At 63.8% G+C, this 17,567-nt stretch carries 17 protein-coding genes; 14 read left to right on the top strand and 3 right to left on the bottom strand.

The features are described 5' to 3' along the window. Positions 1-80: 80 nt before the first annotated feature. Positions 81-3,230: an Rne/Rng family ribonuclease gene (locus tag MFF62_RS18025; RefSeq protein ID WP_238264494.1), complete on the bottom strand. Its 3,150-nt coding sequence runs from the start codon at positions 3,228-3,230 to the stop codon at positions 81-83. A 988-nt stretch (positions 3,231-4,218) separates the two neighbouring features. On the opposite strand from MFF62_RS18025, the gene MFF62_RS18020 reads away from it, so the two are divergent. The 4 genes from MFF62_RS18020 to MFF62_RS18005 are packed head-to-tail and all read left to right on the top strand — an operon-like array spanning position 4,219 to position 7,504. Continuing rightward, positions 4,219-5,217, top strand: coding sequence for an RluA family pseudouridine synthase (locus tag MFF62_RS18020; protein WP_238264751.1), 999 nt, complete (start codon positions 4,219-4,221; stop codon positions 5,215-5,217). Between the two features lie 60 nt (positions 5,218-5,277). Continuing rightward, entirely contained in the window at positions 5,278-5,937 is a 660-nt protein-coding gene (locus MFF62_RS18015; protein ID WP_238264493.1) for an HAD-IA family hydrolase, read from the top strand. After that, positions 5,930-6,313: a Rieske (2Fe-2S) protein gene (locus MFF62_RS18010; RefSeq protein ID WP_238264750.1), complete on the top strand. Its 384-nt coding sequence runs from the start codon at positions 5,930-5,932 to the stop codon at positions 6,311-6,313. The genes MFF62_RS18015 and MFF62_RS18010 overlap by 8 nt, the downstream gene beginning before the upstream one ends. Positions 6,314-6,352: 39 nt before the next feature. After that, positions 6,353-7,504, top strand: a complete 1,152-nt coding sequence (locus tag MFF62_RS18005; RefSeq protein WP_238264492.1) for a S49 family peptidase — start codon at positions 6,353-6,355, stop codon at positions 7,502-7,504. A gap of 55 nt (positions 7,505-7,559) precedes the next feature. Here MFF62_RS18005 and MFF62_RS18000 read toward each other — a convergent pair whose 3' ends face one another. Together MFF62_RS18000 and MFF62_RS17995 are read right to left on the bottom strand one after the other, a co-directional pair. Continuing rightward, entirely contained in the window at positions 7,560-8,291 is a 732-nt protein-coding gene (locus MFF62_RS18000) for an SAM-dependent methyltransferase (protein WP_238264491.1), read from the bottom strand. Positions 8,292-8,294: 3 nt separating this feature from the next. Continuing rightward, entirely contained in the window at positions 8,295-8,894 is a 600-nt protein-coding gene (locus MFF62_RS17995) for a Maf-like protein (protein ID WP_238264490.1), read from the bottom strand. A 150-nt stretch (positions 8,895-9,044) separates the two neighbouring features. On the opposite strand from MFF62_RS17995, the gene MFF62_RS17990 reads away from it, so the two are divergent. The 10 genes from MFF62_RS17990 (at position 9,045) to MFF62_RS17945 (ending at position 17,565) form a co-directional block, all read left to right on the top strand. After that, positions 9,045-9,662, top strand: a complete 618-nt coding sequence (locus MFF62_RS17990; RefSeq protein WP_238264489.1) for a DUF177 domain-containing protein — start codon at positions 9,045-9,047, stop codon at positions 9,660-9,662. 121 nt (positions 9,663-9,783) lie between these two features. Continuing rightward, positions 9,784-9,963: a 50S ribosomal protein L32 gene (gene rpmF / locus MFF62_RS17985; RefSeq protein ID WP_008644820.1), complete on the top strand. Its 180-nt coding sequence runs from the start codon at positions 9,784-9,786 to the stop codon at positions 9,961-9,963. Positions 9,964-10,155: 192 nt separating this feature from the next. Further along, a complete protein-coding gene (plsX, locus tag MFF62_RS17980; RefSeq protein WP_238264488.1) occupies positions 10,156-11,235 on the top strand; it encodes a phosphate acyltransferase PlsX in 1,080 nt (359 codons plus the stop codon). Between the two features lie 90 nt (positions 11,236-11,325). Next, positions 11,326-12,306 (top strand): beta-ketoacyl-ACP synthase III, encoded by a 981-nt coding sequence (locus MFF62_RS17975; RefSeq protein ID WP_238264487.1) that lies wholly within the window; start codon positions 11,326-11,328, stop codon positions 12,304-12,306. 73 nt (positions 12,307-12,379) lie between these two features. Next, complete coding sequence (fabD, locus tag MFF62_RS17970; RefSeq protein WP_238264486.1) at positions 12,380-13,315, top strand: ACP S-malonyltransferase; 936 nt, start codon at positions 12,380-12,382, stop codon at positions 13,313-13,315. 20 nt (positions 13,316-13,335) lie between these two features. After that, a complete protein-coding gene (fabG, locus tag MFF62_RS17965; RefSeq protein ID WP_238264485.1) occupies positions 13,336-14,085 on the top strand; it encodes a 3-oxoacyl-ACP reductase FabG in 750 nt (249 codons plus the stop codon). 169 nt (positions 14,086-14,254) lie between these two features. Then, a complete protein-coding gene (gene acpP / locus MFF62_RS17960) occupies positions 14,255-14,494 on the top strand; it encodes an acyl carrier protein (RefSeq protein ID WP_008644813.1) in 240 nt (79 codons plus the stop codon). A 205-nt stretch (positions 14,495-14,699) separates the two neighbouring features. After that, positions 14,700-15,932 carry a beta-ketoacyl-ACP synthase II gene (gene fabF, locus MFF62_RS17955; protein ID WP_238264484.1) on the top strand — a complete coding sequence of 411 codons (1,233 nt, stop codon included), beginning with the start codon at positions 14,700-14,702 and terminating at the stop codon, positions 15,930-15,932. 270 nt (positions 15,933-16,202) lie between these two features. After that, positions 16,203-16,802 carry an RNA polymerase sigma factor RpoE gene (gene rpoE, locus MFF62_RS17950; protein ID WP_238264483.1) on the top strand — a complete coding sequence of 200 codons (600 nt, stop codon included), beginning with the start codon at positions 16,203-16,205 and terminating at the stop codon, positions 16,800-16,802. Between the two features lie 106 nt (positions 16,803-16,908). Then, positions 16,909-17,565: a sigma-E factor negative regulatory protein gene (locus tag MFF62_RS17945; protein WP_238264749.1), complete on the top strand. Its 657-nt coding sequence runs from the start codon at positions 16,909-16,911 to the stop codon at positions 17,563-17,565. Positions 17,566-17,567: the final 2 nt, after the last annotated feature.

Genomic DNA, 17,567 nt, shown 5'->3' with positions numbered 1-17,567 from the left:
TCGACGACACAACCGCGCATATGAAAAAAGGGACGGCGGATGCCGTCCCTTTTTGTTCTGGTTGCCCAGATTGCAGCTGGTTACTGCTGCTGTTGTTGCTGTTGCTGCGCCTGCTGGTTGCCCGTTTCCACGAGGACCATCGGGCCTTCAGGCAGCGGCGGCAGCGGCTTGCGCTCGCGCGGGGCGCGCGGCGCCTGCTCGATGCGGGCCGCAGCTTCCTGCGCTGCAGCATGCTTGGCGGTGTCGGTGCGGACCCATTCCAGGCCAGCCGTTGCCAGCATGGATTCCAGCGCCGGGGCGCTGGTGCTGACCGGTGCCGGAGCCGCCGGGGCTTGCGCCACGACCGGGGCCGGCGTTTCGACGGCTGCGACCGGGGCGGGCACTGCTTCCGGCATCACGATGACCGGCTCGGGAACCACCGGGGCAGTCGCGACCGGAGCCGGGGCTTCCACAGCCGGGCTTTGCGGCGCGACGGTTTCCACAGCCTGATAGGCAGGGGCGGGCGTGACAACCGGCGACGGTTGCGGCTCGGCGACGGCGGCGAAGACCGGTTCGGCTGCCGGAGCCGGCTTGGCGACCGGCTCGGGCGACACTTCCACCGCGGCGGGAGCGACCGGCTCGGTGCGCGCCACAGCCACGGTTTCGACCGGGGCGACGGCGGCGACCGGAGCGACCGGAGCGACCGGAGCGACCGGGGCGGCGACCTGAACCGGCTGGGCTACTGCCGATGCCGACTCCTCTTCCGATTCGGTCACGCCGGCGCTGACTTCCGCCAGGCTGCCTTCGTTGACTTCCAGGTTGGTACCGTCTTCGCGCTCGCGGCGATAGCGGTTGCGGCCACGGCGGTTGCGGCGGCGGCGTTCTTCGCCTTCGCCACCTTCCGTAGTGGTGTTTTCATCACCTTGCGCGCCTTCCGGAATATCGACGGCCGTGATGACTGCCGGAGCAGCCTGGGCGGCTTCGAATGCGGACTGCTGGGCCACGCCCTCGACATTCAAGGCCGATTCCTCGGTCTCGCGGGCCTCGCCACGCTCACGCTGGCGCTCGCGTTGACGCTCGCGACGTTCCTGATTGCGCTCGCGGCGGGCTTCGGTACGTTCGCCTTGGGCCACTGCCGGAACGGCCGGCTGCTGGCCTTCGCGCGGAGCGCGCGGTTGACGCTCGCCACGCGGCTCGCGGGGTTCACGCTGCTCACGTGCTTCACCGCGCGGGGCTTCCGCACGGTCGCCACGCTCGGCGCGATCACCACGTTCGGCACGATCGCCGCGCTCACCACCACGTTCACCACGTTGGCCACGGCCCTGGCGGTCGCCACGTTCGGTGCGCTCACCGCGCTCGCCGCGTTGCTCGCCACGGCCCTGACGGCCTTCGCCACGCTCGCCACGCTGGCCGCGTTCGCCACGGCCCTGGCGGCCTTCGCCGCGAGCCTGGGTTTCAGCGGCAGGCTTGGCCGGCTCGGCCACCGGAGCCGGTGCCGGCTTGGCACCGAACAGACCCTTCAGCCATGCGACGAAACCGCCGCTTGCCACCGGCTGGGTTGCCGGGGTCGGGCGCGCCGCAGGGGCTTCCTGCTTCGGAGCGCGCTCGGCGCGCGGCACCGAGACCGGAGCCGGCGCGTCGGGCGTGATGCCCTTGACGGCGGCCTCCTGGCGCGGACGTGCGTCTTCCTTCTTGCGGCTGCTGTAGCTGGTGTCGGCTTCCAGTTCCTTCGCGGCGGCCTCGGCCATGCGGTAGCTGGCGGTCGAATCTTCCAGGCGCGGATCGTCGTGGCGCAGACGCTCCAGCTTGTAGTGCGGCGTTTCCAGATGCTTGTTCGGAATCAGCAGCACATTGACCTTGAATCGCAGTTCGATCAGGTTGATGTCCTGGCGCTTCTCGTTCAGCAGGAATGCGGCCACTTCCACCGGCACCTGGCAGTGGATGGCGGCCGTGTTTTCCTTCATCGCCTCTTCCTGGATGATGCGCAGCACCTGCAGGGCGGACGATTCGGTATCGCGGATGTGACCTGTTCCATTGCAACGCGGGCAGGTGATGTGCGAGCCTTCCGACAGGGACGGACGCAGGCGCTGGCGCGACAGTTCCATCAGGCCGAAGCGGCTGATCTTGCCCATCTGCACGCGGGCGCGGTCGTGGCGCAGGGCGTCCTTCAGGCGCGTTTCCACGTCCTTCTGGGCCTTGCCGGACTCCATGTCGATGAAGTCGATCACGATCAGGCCGCCCAGGTCACGCAGGCGCAGCTGGCGGGCGATTTCGTCGGCCGCTTCCAGGTTCGTGCGCAGCGCCGTTTCCTCGATGTCCGCACCCTTGGTGGCGCGGGCCGAGTTCACGTCAACCGACACGAGGGCTTCGGTATGGTCGATCACGATGGCACCGCCCGACGGCAGCATCACCATGCGCGAGTACGCCGATTCGATCTGGTGTTCGATCTGGAACCGCGAGAAGAGGGGCACGTCGTCCCGGTACTTCTTCACGCGGTTCATGTTGTCGGGCATGACCACGCTCATGAAGGCGCGGGCCTGCTCGTAGATTTCGTCGGTATCGATCAGGATCTCGCCGATATCGGGCTGGAAGTAATCGCGGATGGCGCGGATGACCAGGCTCGATTCCAGATAGATCAGCAGCGGGGCCTTGTTGTCGCCGGCGGCGCCGTCGATGGCCTTCCACAGTTGCAGCAGGTAGTTCAGGTCCCACTGCAGCTCTTCGGCGGCACGGCCGATACCGGCGGTGCGGGCGATGATGCTCATGCCTTCCGGCACTTGCAGCTGTCCCATCGTCTCGCGCAGTTCCTGGCGGTCTTCGCCTTCGATGCGGCGCGACACGCCACCACCGCGCGGGTTGTTCGGCATCAGCACCAGGTAACGGCCGGCCAGCGAGATGAACGTGGTCAGGGCCGCGCCCTTGTTGCCGCGTTCTTCCTTTTCAACCTGGACGATCAGTTCCTGGCCTTCGTGCAGCGCGTCCTGGATGCGCGCGTTGCGCACGTCCACGCCGTCCTTGAAGAAGGCGCGCGCCACTTCCTTGAACGGCAGGAAGCCATGGCGCTCTTCGCCGTAATTGACGAAGCACGCTTCCAGCGAGGGTTCGATACGGGTAATGACACCCTTGTAGATGTTGCCCTTGCGCTGTTCGCGCCCGGCAGTTTCGATGTCGATGTCGATCAGTTTTTGTCCATCGACGATCGCGACGCGCAACTCCTCCTGTTGCGTCGCGTTAAACAGCATGCGTTTCATCGCAATACCTCACTCCAGTGTCGCGGGAGCCCAAAGGGTCATGAGTGGGTCATGCCCGCGACGGTCCAGGGAGCACGCGAGGAAAGAGAGCGGGGCGGGAGAATTGCCGGAGTTGCCGGAAGCGTCATGAGACGCGGCCGGCTGGGCGCGGGTGAAAGGAGAGGGTGTCGGCGTCCGGTCATCCGCAAAAGTCTGCGGGCGGTCCGCTGCTGGGTCGGGAGAGGGCAAATGGGCCTGCTCCTGAATGCAGCGATGTCTGGCGGATGCCGGCGGGCCGGGGGCGAGGGCAGCATGTCCGCCGTGCCAACGGCACGGCCACGCTGTCCGTCGCAGCCGGGCCGGGATGGCCAGGACGCGTCAAAGAGCAAGTCATCCGGACGCAGCAGTCGCATGCCTTTGCCAATCTGACCTGTCCGCTGGCGGGCGCGCCGCTGCTTCTTCGCGTTCTGCGCTCGGGCGCCGGTGCCAGATCGTCGAACTACGACGACCCTCGGCAAATCGCGGCCGATACTGCAGGTCAGATGGCAGGGTGCCTCCTGCCGGGCCGGCACCGGTTCCCGGTGCGGGCGGTCTTCTCTCACCGATGCGGATGCCCTTGGAAGAGCACCCACATTGAATTCTTTTCTACCTGAACACTCTGTTTCCACGTGTCGGCCGGCTAAAAGCCGAAGCCGCCTCTGGGCGACTTCCTGCGCGCCGGCGCGGCGCGTGCGTGCTGCTGATTGCTGCCATTTGCCTGTCTGGCGCCTGCGGGGTACGCAACATGCGGGAGACGGGCCGGGCTGGCGGCAACCCGAAGTGTAAAATGCGAGATCTCGCGCGGATACTGGTGGGACTACCCAGGGAAATCGCCTGGGCATCCTGCATATTCCGTTCCGGTTCGCCGCAAAATGGCAGGCATTCCGGTAGGGGTTCGCGCCAAACTTCGCTTACACAGGTCGCACATTCCTGGTCTTTGGCCGGGAACGGCCGGGAAATTATATTGAAAATGAATGAGTTACGCCATCAAATTGAAACGGAGCCGCGCTCCCGCCCGAGCGGACTCCAGGTGGCGTATGTCACGATCGACGAAAGCTCCGAAGGGCAGCGCATCGACAACTTTCTGCTAAAGGCGGCAAAGGGTGTGCCCAAGAGCCACATCTACCGGGTTTTGCGGTCCGGAGAGGTGCGCGTCAACAAGGGTCGTGTAGACGCCACTTACCGGCTGCAAATGGGCGATGTGGTGCGGATTCCGCCGATGCGCGTGGCCGAAAAGGCGCCCGAATCCAATTTCGTACCGGCCGGCGAGTTTCCGGTGCTGTTCGAGGACACCCATCTGCTGATTATCGACAAGCCGGCCGGCGTGGCCGTGCATGGCGGCTCGGGCGTGGCGTTCGGTGTGATCGAGCAACTGCGCCGTGCGCGTCCCGACGCCAAGTTCCTGGAACTGGTGCACCGCCTGGACCGTGAAACCTCGGGCGTCCTGATGCTGGCCAAGAAGCGCTCCGCGCTGGTAAATCTGCATGAGCAGATCCGGGGCAACGCCATGGACAAGCGGTATTTCGCCTGCGTGGCCGGCGAATTCCAGAACGCGCGCCAGCACGTGAAGCTGCCTCTATATAAGTACACCACGGCCGATGGTGAGCGCCGCGTGCGGGTGCAGGCCGATGGCCTGGCGTCGCATACGGTTTTCAATCGCGTCAAGGCATTCCAGGATTACACGCTGCTGGAAGCCGAGCTGAAGACGGGGCGTACGCACCAGATCCGGGTGCATTTGCAGTCGTCGGGCTTTCCAATCGTCGGCGATGAGAAGTACGGCGATTTTGCGCTCAACAAGGCGCTTTCTCGCGGCGGCGCGAAGCCGGGGATCAAACGGATGTTTCTTCACGCCCATCGCCTGACGTTTATCCACCCGAATACCGGTGAGCCGATCACGGTATCTGCGCCCCTGCCAGCCGAATGTGTCGATTTTTTGCAACAATTGACCCAGACCGGTACCGCTCCGTGAAGATTGGCGCACGCGCCAGCCCCCTAACTGCCACACTTTTCGCATCGACCAAGGACCGCAATGGCCAGGCAGCGCTTTGACCTGATCGTTTTCGACTGGGATGGAACCCTGATGGATTCCACGCCCACCATCGCCAAGTGCATTCAACTGGCCAGCCGCGACCTGGGCTTGCCGGTGCCCGATGACAGCGCCGCCAGCCATGTCATCGGACTGGGCCTCAAGGACGCGCTGTCCTATGCCGTACCGACGCTCGACCCCGCCGACTATCCGCGCCTGGCCGAGCGCTATCGTTTTCACTTCCTGACCCGCGACGCCGAACTGGTGTTGTTTCCCGGCGTACGGGAAATGCTCGAGGCGCTGCACGCCGAGCATTACTTCCTGGGCGTGGCCACGGGCAAGACCCGCGTCGGACTGGAGCGCGCGCTGGCCAGCACCGGCCTCGGCCAGCTGTTCGATGCCACCCGTTGTGCCGACGAGACGTTCTCGAAGCCGCACCCGGCGATGTTGCATGAGCTGACGCGCGAACTGGGCCAGGACATTGCACGCACGGTGATGATTGGCGATACCACGCATGATTTGCAGATGGCGATCAATGCGGGTGCGCAGGGGCTGGGCGTATGCTACGGCGCACACCCGGCCGATTCGCTGCGATCGATGTCGCCCGTGCATTGCGCCGAGTCGATCGCCGACCTGCAGGACTGGCTGCTTGCACATGCCTGAAAGCGGGATGGAGCCACGCCGGCTGTGCGCGGCGGACGAGCTGGTCGATGGCGGTGCCGGGGTGCGCTTTACCGTACACCTGGCGTCGCGCAACATCGCCGCATTTGTCATCCGTTATGACGGCGTTGCCCACGGCTACCTGAACCAGTGCGCCCACGTGCCCATGGAGCTCGACTGGCAGGAGGGACAGTTTTTCGATAGTGCGGGCCTATACTTGATGTGTGCGACACATGGCGCGACGTATGCGCCGGACACCGGCCTTTGCGTGGGCGGCCCTTGCCGGGGCGCCGCGCTGGCCAAACTCCGCATCGAGGAACGCGAGGGCGCTGTCTTCTGGCAGCCCGAAGCCCCTTTTTTTCCGCCCGACGCCAGCTGAGCGGAGCCGGGTCATCGTTTGACGCTTGAGTCCATCTGCATGACAGAACAGCAAAAACCGCCATCGCCATCCGATCAACTCGGTCAAACCGATCCCCGCGACGAGACACTTGAGACGGCGCCACGCGCCGACTTCCCGCTGGAAAGCGAGCTGAAGGCCGGCGATGACGCCGCGCGGCGCGAGGCCGACGAACGTCGTGCCCGCCTGGCGGGCGAGGCCGCGGGTACGCCGGTGGGCGCCAGCGCTGCCGGTGGCGGCTGGGAACGCGACGTACTGGAAAAGGTGCTGATGGCCAGCCTGCGCGAGCAGCGCGCGGCGCGGCGCTGGAAGATCTTCTTCCGCCTGGTCGGGCTCGGCATCGTGGCGCTGATCCTGTTCGCGATCATCGACTTCAAGAGTGACGGGATCACTAGTACGGCAGGCCGCCACACCGCCATGGTCACGCTGGAAGGCGAGATCGCAGCCGGTACGCCGGCCAGTGCCGAATCGATCAACGCGTCGCTGCAGGCTGCATTTGCCGATTCCACGGCGGCCGGCGTGATCCTCAAGATCAACTCGCCCGGCGGTTCCCCGGTGCAGGCTGGCATCATCAATGATGAGATCCATCGCCTGCGCAAGCTCTATCCGGACAAGCCGTTTTATGTCGTCGTGGAGGAAATCTGCGCGTCGGGCGGCTACTACGTGGCCGCCGCGGCTGACAAGATCTATGTCGACAAGGCCAGCATCGTCGGTTCGATCGGCGTGCTCATGGACGGCTTCGGATTCACCGGCCTGATGGATAAGCTGGGCGTGCAACGCCGGCTGTACACGTCCGGTGCCAACAAGGGCATGCTCGATCCGTTCTCGCCCGAAGTGCCGCGCCAGAAGGGGTTTGCCGAGTCGATGCTGAAGGAAATCCACCAGCAGTTCATCAACGTGGTCAAGGAAGGCCGTGGCGATCGGCTCAAGAACGATCCGGATCTGTTCTCCGGTCTGTTCTGGTCGGGCGAGCGCGCGGTGGAACTGGGCTTGGCGGACGGGCTGGGTAGCGCTGATTACGTGGCCCGCGACCTGTTCAAGGCCGAGGACATCGTCGACTACACGGTCAAGGAAAACATTGCCGAGCGGGTGGCCAAGCGGTTTGGCGCAGCCATGGGTTCGGCGGCGATGAAAATGATGCTGATGAACGCAACGGCGCCTTCGGTGCGCTAATAAGTAAGAGGGGCTCCGCCCGCCACGTCGTGGTCGGGCGGACGGCCTGCTGGCCTTACTGCGCCAGCAGCGAAAAGATCGCCGGCCGCTTGTGAAGTTCGAGGCGGTCCGGACGCCACGCCGAGATGGGCAGCGTGACAATTGTCTCGGTGGGCAGCGTGAGGTCCACGGCGATCGACAGCAGCGTCGTGCCCGAACAATGCTGGCGCAACGCATCGAGCAACGTGCCGTTACGGTACGGCGTTTCGATCCAGACCTGGGTTTGCTGGCCCTTTCGCGACCGCTGCTCCAGATCCCGCAGTTTCTTTGCGCGCTCGTCGGCGTCGACGGGCAGGTAGCCGTTGAACGCGAAACTCTGGCCATTCAGGCCGGATCCCATTACCGCCAGCAGGATCGAACTGGGACCGACCAGCGGACGCACGGTGATACCGCGCGTGTGAGCCAGCCGCACGAGGTCGGCGCCAGGGTCGGCCACGGCGGGCACGCCCGCCTCGGAGAGCAGGCCGCCATCGCGTCCCGCCGCGATGGGATCGAGCAGCGCAGCCAGTGCCTCGGACTTCGTGTTGACGTTCAGCTCGCGGATCTCGATCTGCTGGATCGCGTGCGCAAGCGGGGCGGTTTCGCCGAGCTTCTTGAGAAAGGCGCGCGCCGTCTTGGCGTTTTCCGCCACCAAGTAGTCGAGCCGCGCTGCAATCTGCTGCACGCCGGCTGGAATGACGTCCAAGACGGGGTCGAATTCGTCGCGCTTGCCCAGCGTGTTGGGAATCAGGAACAAGGTGCCGGCCATGGTTCAGGCTCCAAAGAACGGATAGCCGGCCTGGCGCAGCATGCCGGTCAGTGCAATCAGCGGCAAGCCGATCAGGGCGGTGGGGTCGTCCGACTCCACGCGCGACAGCAGGGCGATGCCGAGCCCTTCGGCCTTGGCGCTGCCGGCGCAGTCGTACGGTGTCTCGATACGTAAATAAGTATCGAGCTCCGTATCGGTCAACTGGCGGAAAGTGACCTGGGTCTGGACGTCGGTGAGTTGCGCCACGCCGGTGCGGCTGTCAAGCAGGCACAGCGCCGAATGAAAAGTGACGGTCTTGCCGCGCATGAGCTGAAGCTGCGCCAGCGCCTTTTCATGGTTGCCCGGCTTGCCGATCTGCATGCCGTCGAGCGTGCACACCTGATCGGACCCGATGACCAGCGCGCCCGGATGCCGCGCGGCGATGGCCTCGGCCTTCAGCCGTGACAGTCGCAGCGCGGTGGCCTCCGGCGATTCGCCGGGCAGCGGGGTTTCGTCGATGTCCGGCGTGGCCACTTCGAACGGAATATTCAGGCGGCCCAGCAGTTCGCGCCGGTACGGGGAGCTCGACCCCAGGATCAAGGTGGGGCGGGTGTCGGATGACATATGGAAGACGCCAAAAAGCGGTGGAGAAACGGTTTGCGGCTTGTATACTTTGACCGTTCCTGAAAAATCAACGTATAATCGCGCGTTTGGCTGCACAGGCACATACGTTGCCAGTACGGTGTAGCGAACAATGCATTTCTGCGATTCAGTATGAGTCAGCCGTCCCAGCCAGCGGCGTTCGCCGTGGCCTTCGACCTGCGTGAAACCGATCTCTTCGCCTTCTGCCGCAAAGCAGGCCAGGTGACGGGAGAAGTGCCGGTGCGCGATTTGCCGCGCATCTTAGCCGAGACGGCCGCCGATGCGCCAGCATCCGCCGCGGACGAGACCTTTGCGTACACGCTGAACGGTTTCGTGCGCGAGGACGCTGCCGAGCCGGGCGCCCCGGTATCGCAGCGCCTGTTCGTCGATGTGACGGTAGACGGCCAGGTCTGGCTCGACTGCCAGCGCTGCCTCGGGGTATATCCCGAGTCGATCGCGACGGAGATGCGCTTTGAAGTGGTGGCCAGTGAAGAGGCTGCCGACGACATATCGATGGATGACGACGAGCTTGACGTGATCGTGGGCTCGAAGAAGTTTTCGGTACTGGAACTGATTGAAGATGAAGTGCTGTTGGCGTTGCCTACGGCACCGAAGCATGAAGTCTGCCCAACGGTGCACGAGTCGCTCGTGACCGGTGCAGACGGCGAGGTGGAGCCCGAGGCGCCACCCGAGGAAGAAAAACGGCCATCGCCCTTTGCGGCGCTGGCCGGCCTGAAGACCAAACACTGAAGCCGCGCTGGGCGCGGCCGGTAAAGGTCTTCAAGGTAGAGGTCAAGCATCCGGCCGGGCCCCGGCTACGCCTTGCGCAGGATGCGTGTGTTAATATCGCAAAATTCTCGAAGGAGTCATCATGGCTGTTCAACAGAACAAGAAGTCGCCGTCCAAGCGCGGCATGCATCGCTCGCACGACCATCTGTCGGTTGCCCCCCTGGCCGTTGAGCCGACCACGGGCGAAACCCACCTGCGTCACCATGTGAGCCCCAACGGCTACTACCGTGGTCGCAAGGTCATCAAGACCAAGAACGACTGACCAGGTCGTCTGGCGTGACCCTGTGTCTCGCTCGCGCACGTTGTCAGGTGTAAAACAGGAAAGCGGCAAGCTCGTTGCCGCTTTTTTGTTGGGCGCTCGGCGCCCGCACCGCAGCGTATCCGCGCGTCCGGCTGGTTGCGTCCCCGCGAACCGATGCGGCGGGTGCCGGCGCGCTTTCCGTATCTGGAAACAATGACGATCAAGCTCGCTATCGACTGCATGGGCGGTGATCACGGCGTGGCCGTGACAGTGCCGGCAGCGATCAGTTTTCTTTCCCGTCACGACGACGCCGAGATGATCCTGGTCGGCTTGCCCGACGCCATCGGCGCGCAGCTGAAGAAGCTGCACGCATCGGATCATCCGCGTGTGACCATCGTGCCCGCGACCGAAGTCATCACCATGGATGACCCGGTGGAAGTGGCGCTGCGCAAGAAGAAAGATTCTTCGATGCGCGTGGCCGTGACGCAAGTCAAGCAGGGCAACGCTGGCGCCTGCATTTCAGCGGGCAATACCGGCGCATTGATGGCGGTTTCGCGATACGTCCTCAAGACACTTGAGGGTATCGAGCGTCCCGCCATCGCCACCACGATTCCCAACGAACAAGGCTGGGGCACCACGGTGCTCGACCTCGGCGCCAATGCCGACTGCGAACCCGAGCATCTACTGCAGTTCGCACGCATGGCCGAGGCCATGGTGGCCGTTGTGGATCACAAGGACCACCCGACGGTGGGCCTGCTCAATATCGGCGAGGAAGTCATCAAGGGCAACGAGGTGGTGAAAGCCGCCGGCGAGCTGCTGCGCGCTTCCGAGCTCAACTTCTACGGCAACGTGGAAGGCAACGACATCTTCAAGGGCACGACCGACATCGTCGTGTGCGACGGCTTTGTGGGCAATGTGGCGCTCAAGAGCACCGAGGGCCTGGCCAAGATGATCGGCAGCATGATCAAGGAAGAGTTCACGCGCTCGTGGTTCACCAAGCTGCTGGCCGCCGTGGCCATGCCGGTGCTGTCGCGCCTGGCGCGCCGGCTGGATCCGGCCCGCTACAACGGCGCGTCGCTGCTGGGGCTGCGCGGGCTGGTGATCAAGAGCCATGGCTCCGCTGATGCCCATTCTTTTGAGTGGGCGATCAAACGCGGGTATGATGCGGCCAGAAATGGCGTCATCGAGCGCATTGCCAAGGCCTTTGCCAACAAGTCCGGTGCCGCTGGCGCCGCGACGGGCGGCCCGGAGACAGATTCACCGGACCCACATTCCGATACCCGTGCCGCTTGAGGCCACGCCCGCTGCGGCGGGTGGTGGCTGGACGGTTTGCCCGATGGCCTGGCCACGGTGAACCGGCGAGCACTACGATCCGACATACTCATGACCAAGTACGCAAAAATCATCGGTACGGGGAGCTATCTGCCCCCGCGACGCGTCACGAATCACGACCTCGCCGCCCAGCTTGCCGAAAAGGGGATCGAGACCAGCGATGAGTGGATCGTCTCGCGCAGCGGCATCTCGGCACGCCACTGGGCCGAGTCCGATGTCACGTCGAGCGATCTGGCCGTCAAGGCCGCCGAGCAGGCAATTGCCGCGGCCGGCATCGACCGCCAGGACATCGACCTGATCATCGTCGCGACTTCCACCCCCGATTTCGTATTCCCGAGCACTGCCTGCCTGGTGCAGCAGAAGCTTGGCATCACGAACCACTGCGCGGCATTCGACCTGCAGGCCGTCTGCTCGGGCTTTGTCTATGCCATGTCGACGGCGGACAAGTTCATTCGCAGCGGCTCGCACAAGAACGTGCTCGTGATTGGTGCCGAAGTGTTCTCGCGCATCCTCGATTTCAACGACCGTACCACTTGCGTGCTGTTTGGTGACGGTGCCGGTGCAGTGGTGCTGTCGGCTTCGGACGAGCCGGGCATCCTGTCGTCGGCCATGCATTCGGACGGCAATCACGTGGATATCCTCTGCGTGCCGGGCAACGTGTCGGGCGGCGCCATTGCTGGCAACGCCTTCCTGCACATGGACGGTCAGGCGGTGTTCAAGCTGGCCGTGACGGTGCTGGACAAGGTGGCGCGCGAAGCTATCGCCGCAGCCGAGATGCAGGCCGATGAGATCGACTGGCTGATTCCGCATCAGGCCAATATCCGCATCATGCAAGGCACGGCCAAGAAGCTGGGCCTGCCGGCCGAGCGCATGGTGGCGACGGTGCATGAGCACGGCAACACCTCCGCCGCATCGATTCCGCTGGCCCTGGACGTGGCCGTGCGCGATGGCCGTATCCAGCCGGGTCAGACCGTGCTGCTGGAAGGCGTCGGCGGCGGCTTCACGTGGGGCGCGGTGCTGCTGCGCATGTAATATGCGGCCGGTGCGGGCGATCAGCGTATCCGCATCGACACGAAAACATTGAATAGCCAGGACTGGATTTCCGATGAAATTCGCATTCGTTTTCCCCGGACAGGGTTCGCAGTCGGTCGGCATGCTGAACGCGTTTGCCGACAATGCGGTGGTGCGCGCCACGCTCGAAGAAGCGTCGACGGCGCTGGGCCAGGACATTGGCAAGCTGATTGCCGAAGGTCCGGCGGAAGAACTGAACCTCACGACCAATACGCAGCCCGTGATGCTGACGGCAGCGGTTGCCGTGTACCGTGCCTGGCTCGACGCCGGCGGTCCGGCGCCGGCGCTGGTGGCTGGTCACAGCCTGGGTGAATACTCGGCGCTGGTGGCGGCGGGCGTGATCCCGTTTGCCGAAGCGGTGCCGCTGGTGCGCTTCCGCGCGCAAGCCATGCAGGAAGCCGTGCCGGTAGGCGAGGGCGGTATGGCCGCGATTCTCGGCCTGTCCGATGACGACGTGCGCGCCGCGTGCGCGGAAGCCGCGGCGGCTGGTGCCGGCGTGGTGGAAGCTGTCAATTTCAACGCGCCGGCGCAGGTCGTGATCGCGGGCAACAAGGCCGCCGTGGAAAAGGCATGTGAGATCGCCAAGGGCAAGGGCGCCAAGCGCGCGCTGCCGCTGCCGGTTTCGGCGCCGTTCCACTCGTCGCTGCTGAAGCCCGCCTCGGACCGCCTGCGCGAGCGCATGGCCGGACTGGCTTTCTCGTCGCCGGCAATTCCGCTCGTGAACAACGTCGATGTGGCAATCGTCAACGATCCGGCCCAGATCAAGGATGCGCTGGTTCGCCAGGCTGCAGCCCCGGTGCGCTGGGTCGAATGCGTGCAGAAGATGGCCGCGGAAGGCGTGACCCACGTCATCGAATGCGGTCCGGGCAAAGTACTGTCTGGTATGACCAAGCGCATCGACGGCAACCTCGTCGGTGGTGCAATCTTTGATCCGGCGTCGCTGCAGGAAACGCTGGCGCTGCTGAAATAAGACCAAGGAACGAACGCAACATGAGCAAGACTCTGGAAAATCAGGTCGCGCTGGTAACGGGCGCCTCGCGTGGCATTGGCCGCGCCATCGCGCTGGGACTCGCGCGGCAGGGCGCTACCGTGATCGGTACGGCCACCAGCGAATCGGGTGCGGCCAGCATTGGCGAATACCTGGCGGCCGAAGGGCTGAAGGGCAATGGCGTGGTGCTGAACGTCAACGACGCTGCCCGCTGCGACGCCGTGATCGACGAGATCGTGAAGGCCCATGGCGGCCTGGCGGTGCTGGTGAACAATGCCGGCATCACGCAGGACCAGCTGGCCATGCGCATGAAGGATGACGACTGGACTGCGGTCATCGAGACGAACCTGACGGCGGTGTTCCGCCTGTCGCGTGCCGTGCTGCGCCCGATGATGAAGGCCCGTGGTGGCCGTATCATCAACATCACTTCGGTGGTGGGTTCGGTGGGTAATGCCGGGCAGATGAATTACTCGGCGGCCAAGGCCGGCGTGGAAGGCATGACCCGTGCGCTTGCCGCTGAAATCGGCAGCCGCAATGTAACGGTAAACTGCGTGGCGCCGGGCTTTATCGATACCGACATGACCAAGGTCCTGTCGGAAGAACAGCACGCTGCGCTGAAAACCCGCATTCCGCTGGGCCGCCTTGGTCAACCGGAAGACATCGCCAACGCGGTGGCTTTCCTGGCCGGCCCGCAAGCCGCTTACATCACGGGCACTACGCTGCACGTGAATGGCGGCATGTATATGAACTAAGGAATTGAGCTGGCTTCGGTTTCGAGGGAGAAGCCGGAAGAAGCCGGCTGAAGTTGTAGTTTTTGAAACCAATCGGGCGCGAATCTTGCAAAGGTTGGCAGGCGGATTTTTTGTGGTCCAAACCTGCTAAAATGCGCCCACTTTTTGTCGAACTTCCCTGGAGGGTTACATGGACAATATCGAACAACGCGTCAAGAAAATCGTGGCTGAACAGCTTGGCGTGGCCGAGGCAGACATCAAGAACGAATCGTCGTTCGTGAATGATCTCGGTGCGGACTCGCTGGACACGGTTGAACTCGTGATGGCGTTGGAAGATGAATTCGGCATGGAAATTCCGGATGAGGAAGCCGAGAAGATCACGACCGTGCAACAAGCCATCGACTACGCCACCGCGCACGTCAAGGCCTAAGCCGTCGTCATCATATTCCGAGCCACAGAAGGCGCATGGGCGGGGCCGTCACGGTCCTGTCATGCTGTTTTCTGTGGCTTTCGTCTGTTCGAAGAAGCTGAATTGGAAAGGTTCCGCGCAGTGTGCCCATGCCATGAATTGTCGGCAGGCGCAGCGGGATCCTGAAGCATTCCGGTTTTACTTCACGCACTCGTAGGAAAATATAGTGAGCCGTCGTCGCGTCGTCGTCACTGGGCTTGGCCTTGTGTCTCCGGTCGGAAACACGGTTGCCGAAGGCTGGGCCAACCTGGTAGCCGGCAAGTCCGGCATCGCCACCATTACCAAATTCGATCACTCCGCCCTGGCTGTGCATTTCGCCGGCGAAGTGAAGGGCTTCAATGCCGAGGATTACATCCCCGCCAAGGAAGCCCGCAATATGGATACGTTTATCCATTTCGGCATTGCGGCCGGCACCCAGGCGCTGAAGGACAGCGGCCTGGAAATCACCGAGGCCAATGCCGATCGCGTCGGCGTGCTGGTGGGTTCGGGCATCGGCGGTCTGCCGATGATCGAAGACACGCAGATGACGCTGGCCAATCGCGGCCCGCGCCGGATTTCGCCGTTCTTCGTACCGGGTTCGATCATCAACATGATCTCCGGCCACCTGTCGATCATCCACGGCATGCGCGGTCCGAACCTGGCCGCCGTGACGGCTTGCACGACCGGCCTGCACAGCATCGGCCTGGCTGCCCGCCTGATCCAGGCTGGCGACGCCGATGCGATGGTGGCCGGCGGTGCCGAATCGACGGTGTCTCCGCTCGGTATCGGCGGCTTTGCCGCCGCTCGCGCGCTGTCCACCCGCAATGACGATCCGGCGACGGCTTCGCGTCCGTGGGACAAGGATCGCGACGGTTTCGTGCTGGGTGAAGGCGCTGGCGTGCTGGTGCTGGAAGAGTACGAAGCGGCCAAGGCACGTGGCGCACGCATCTACGCCGAGCTGGTTGGCTTCGGCATGAGCGGTGACGCGTACCACATGACCGCGCCGAGCACTGACGGCCCGCGCCGCTGCATGGCCGCGGCGCTCAAGGATGCCGGCGTGAACGCGGACGAGGTGAACTACCTCAATGCGCATGGTACGTCGACGCCACTTGGCGACAAGAACGAGTCCGACGCCATCAAGCTGGCGCTGGGCGACGCCGCCTACAAGGTTGCGGTCAACTCGACGAAGTCGATGACCGGCCACCTGCTGGGTGGCGCCGGCGGGCTGGAATCGGTCTTCACGGTGCTGGCGATCCACAACCAGGTATCGCCGCCGACCATCAACATCTTCAACCAGGATCCGGAATGCGACCTGGACTACGTGGCGAATACCGCCCGTGAAATGAAGATCGATGTGGCCGTGAAGAACAACTTCGGCTTCGGCGGCACCAACGGCACGCTGGTTTTCCGCCGTATCTAAGCGCGCGATACGTTTTTCGCGCGGTGCCGGACCCATCCGCTTGTGATGGATGGGTCCCGGCCCCATCTGTGCACCTCCCCAAGGCCGTCTCTGCCTTCGTTCCGCGGGTTGCACACACGCAACCGCCACGCGTTGACTGTGGAACCAAATAGCGTAGCCGCAGTCACAGAATGCGCTCCGAGATACCCGATGGCGCCCCGATCGTAGGTAAAATACAACGCTTGTCGTGACGACGAAACCAAGAGATACACTGCAGCAGGTGAACCATTCGTGAGCGAACGCGAAGCCGATCAGCTTCTAGTTGAACGCGTCCAGCAGGGCGACAAGAAGGCCTTTGAATTGCTGGTGGTCAAGTACCACCGCAAGATCATCCGTCTCATCTCGCGCCTTGTCCGTGACCCCGCCGAAGTGGAGGATGTGGCGCAGGATGCCTTTATTAAGGCGTACCGTGCCTTGCCCCAGTTCCGGGGGGAGTCCGCCTTCTACACCTGGCTGTATCGAATCGCCGTCAACACTGCCAAGAACTACCTGGCGACCCAGGGACGCCGCCCGGAATCGTCCAGCGATATCGATGCCGAAGAGGCTGAAACTTTTGCGGACGGTGAGCAACTAAGGGATATCAATACGCCGGAGTCCATGCTCCACACGCGCCAGGTTGCCGATACGGTGAACCGCGCGATGGAAGCATTGCCGGAAGAATTACGTACCGCCATCACGCTGCGCGAGATCGAAGGCCTCAGCTATGAGGAGATCGCGGAGGCGATGGGGTGCCCGATCGGCACGGTGCGCTCGCGGATTTTCCGGGCGCGCGAGGCGATCGCCGAGAAATTGCGACCCCTGCTGGGAACGGCAGAGGGCAAGCGGTGGTAAGTGAGAATGTCGTGCAGCCAGCGTTGCAGCCTATTCCTGCATCGATAAACGACAAGCGGTAGTGACGGGATTTATCGGTGTTCAATGGAATTTCTTGGGGTTGGAAATGGGTCAGGCTCATAAGCAGTCGGTTCATGTAATGGAAGCAGCGGAGCAGGTCTCGATCCTGATGGATGGGGAACTCGCGGCGCACGAAGTCAGTGCGGCACTCGATATCGCAAAGGACGATGTCGGGATGGCCGACTGGTCGATGTACCAACTTATCGGTGACACGCTGCGTTCGGAAGAATTGACGCACGCGGGTTCTACCGCCGATTTTCTTTCCAAATTTTCCGCGCGGCTCGAAGCCGAGCCGCACGTGCTGGTGCCCGCCGTGGCCGCGGCCGGGCGTCACCGCCTGCTGGTGCGTCCGTCGTGGGTGCGTCGCGTGGTGCCTGGCACCGCAATCGCCGCCGCCGTGGCTGCGGTCAGCTGGGTCGTCGTGCCGCAAATGCGCGGTACGGGCGATGCCGGTGCGCCGGATGCCATCGTGGCGCGTGTCGAGCAGCAACCGGGTGGCGCAATGAAGGCTGGCGTCCCGGCCGCTCCCGTACAGGGCGGTATCGTTACGGTGTCGGCGGACAACGCGCAGATGATTCGCGATCCGCGACTCGATGAATACCTGCGTGCGCATCGCACGTCTGTCGCAACGGACGCCTTTGTGCCGACCATGCGTACAGTGGCCAATGGTGCCAATTTCTCCCAGGACAATTCGCAGGAATAATG

The sequence above is a fragment of the Cupriavidus pauculus genome (assembly GCF_022179805.1).
Classification (GTDB): Bacteria; Pseudomonadota; Gammaproteobacteria; order Burkholderiales; family Burkholderiaceae; genus Cupriavidus; species Cupriavidus pauculus_E.
The sequence above is the reverse complement of the archived record's forward strand: the minus strand, read 5'-3'. Positions and strand labels throughout refer to the sequence as shown.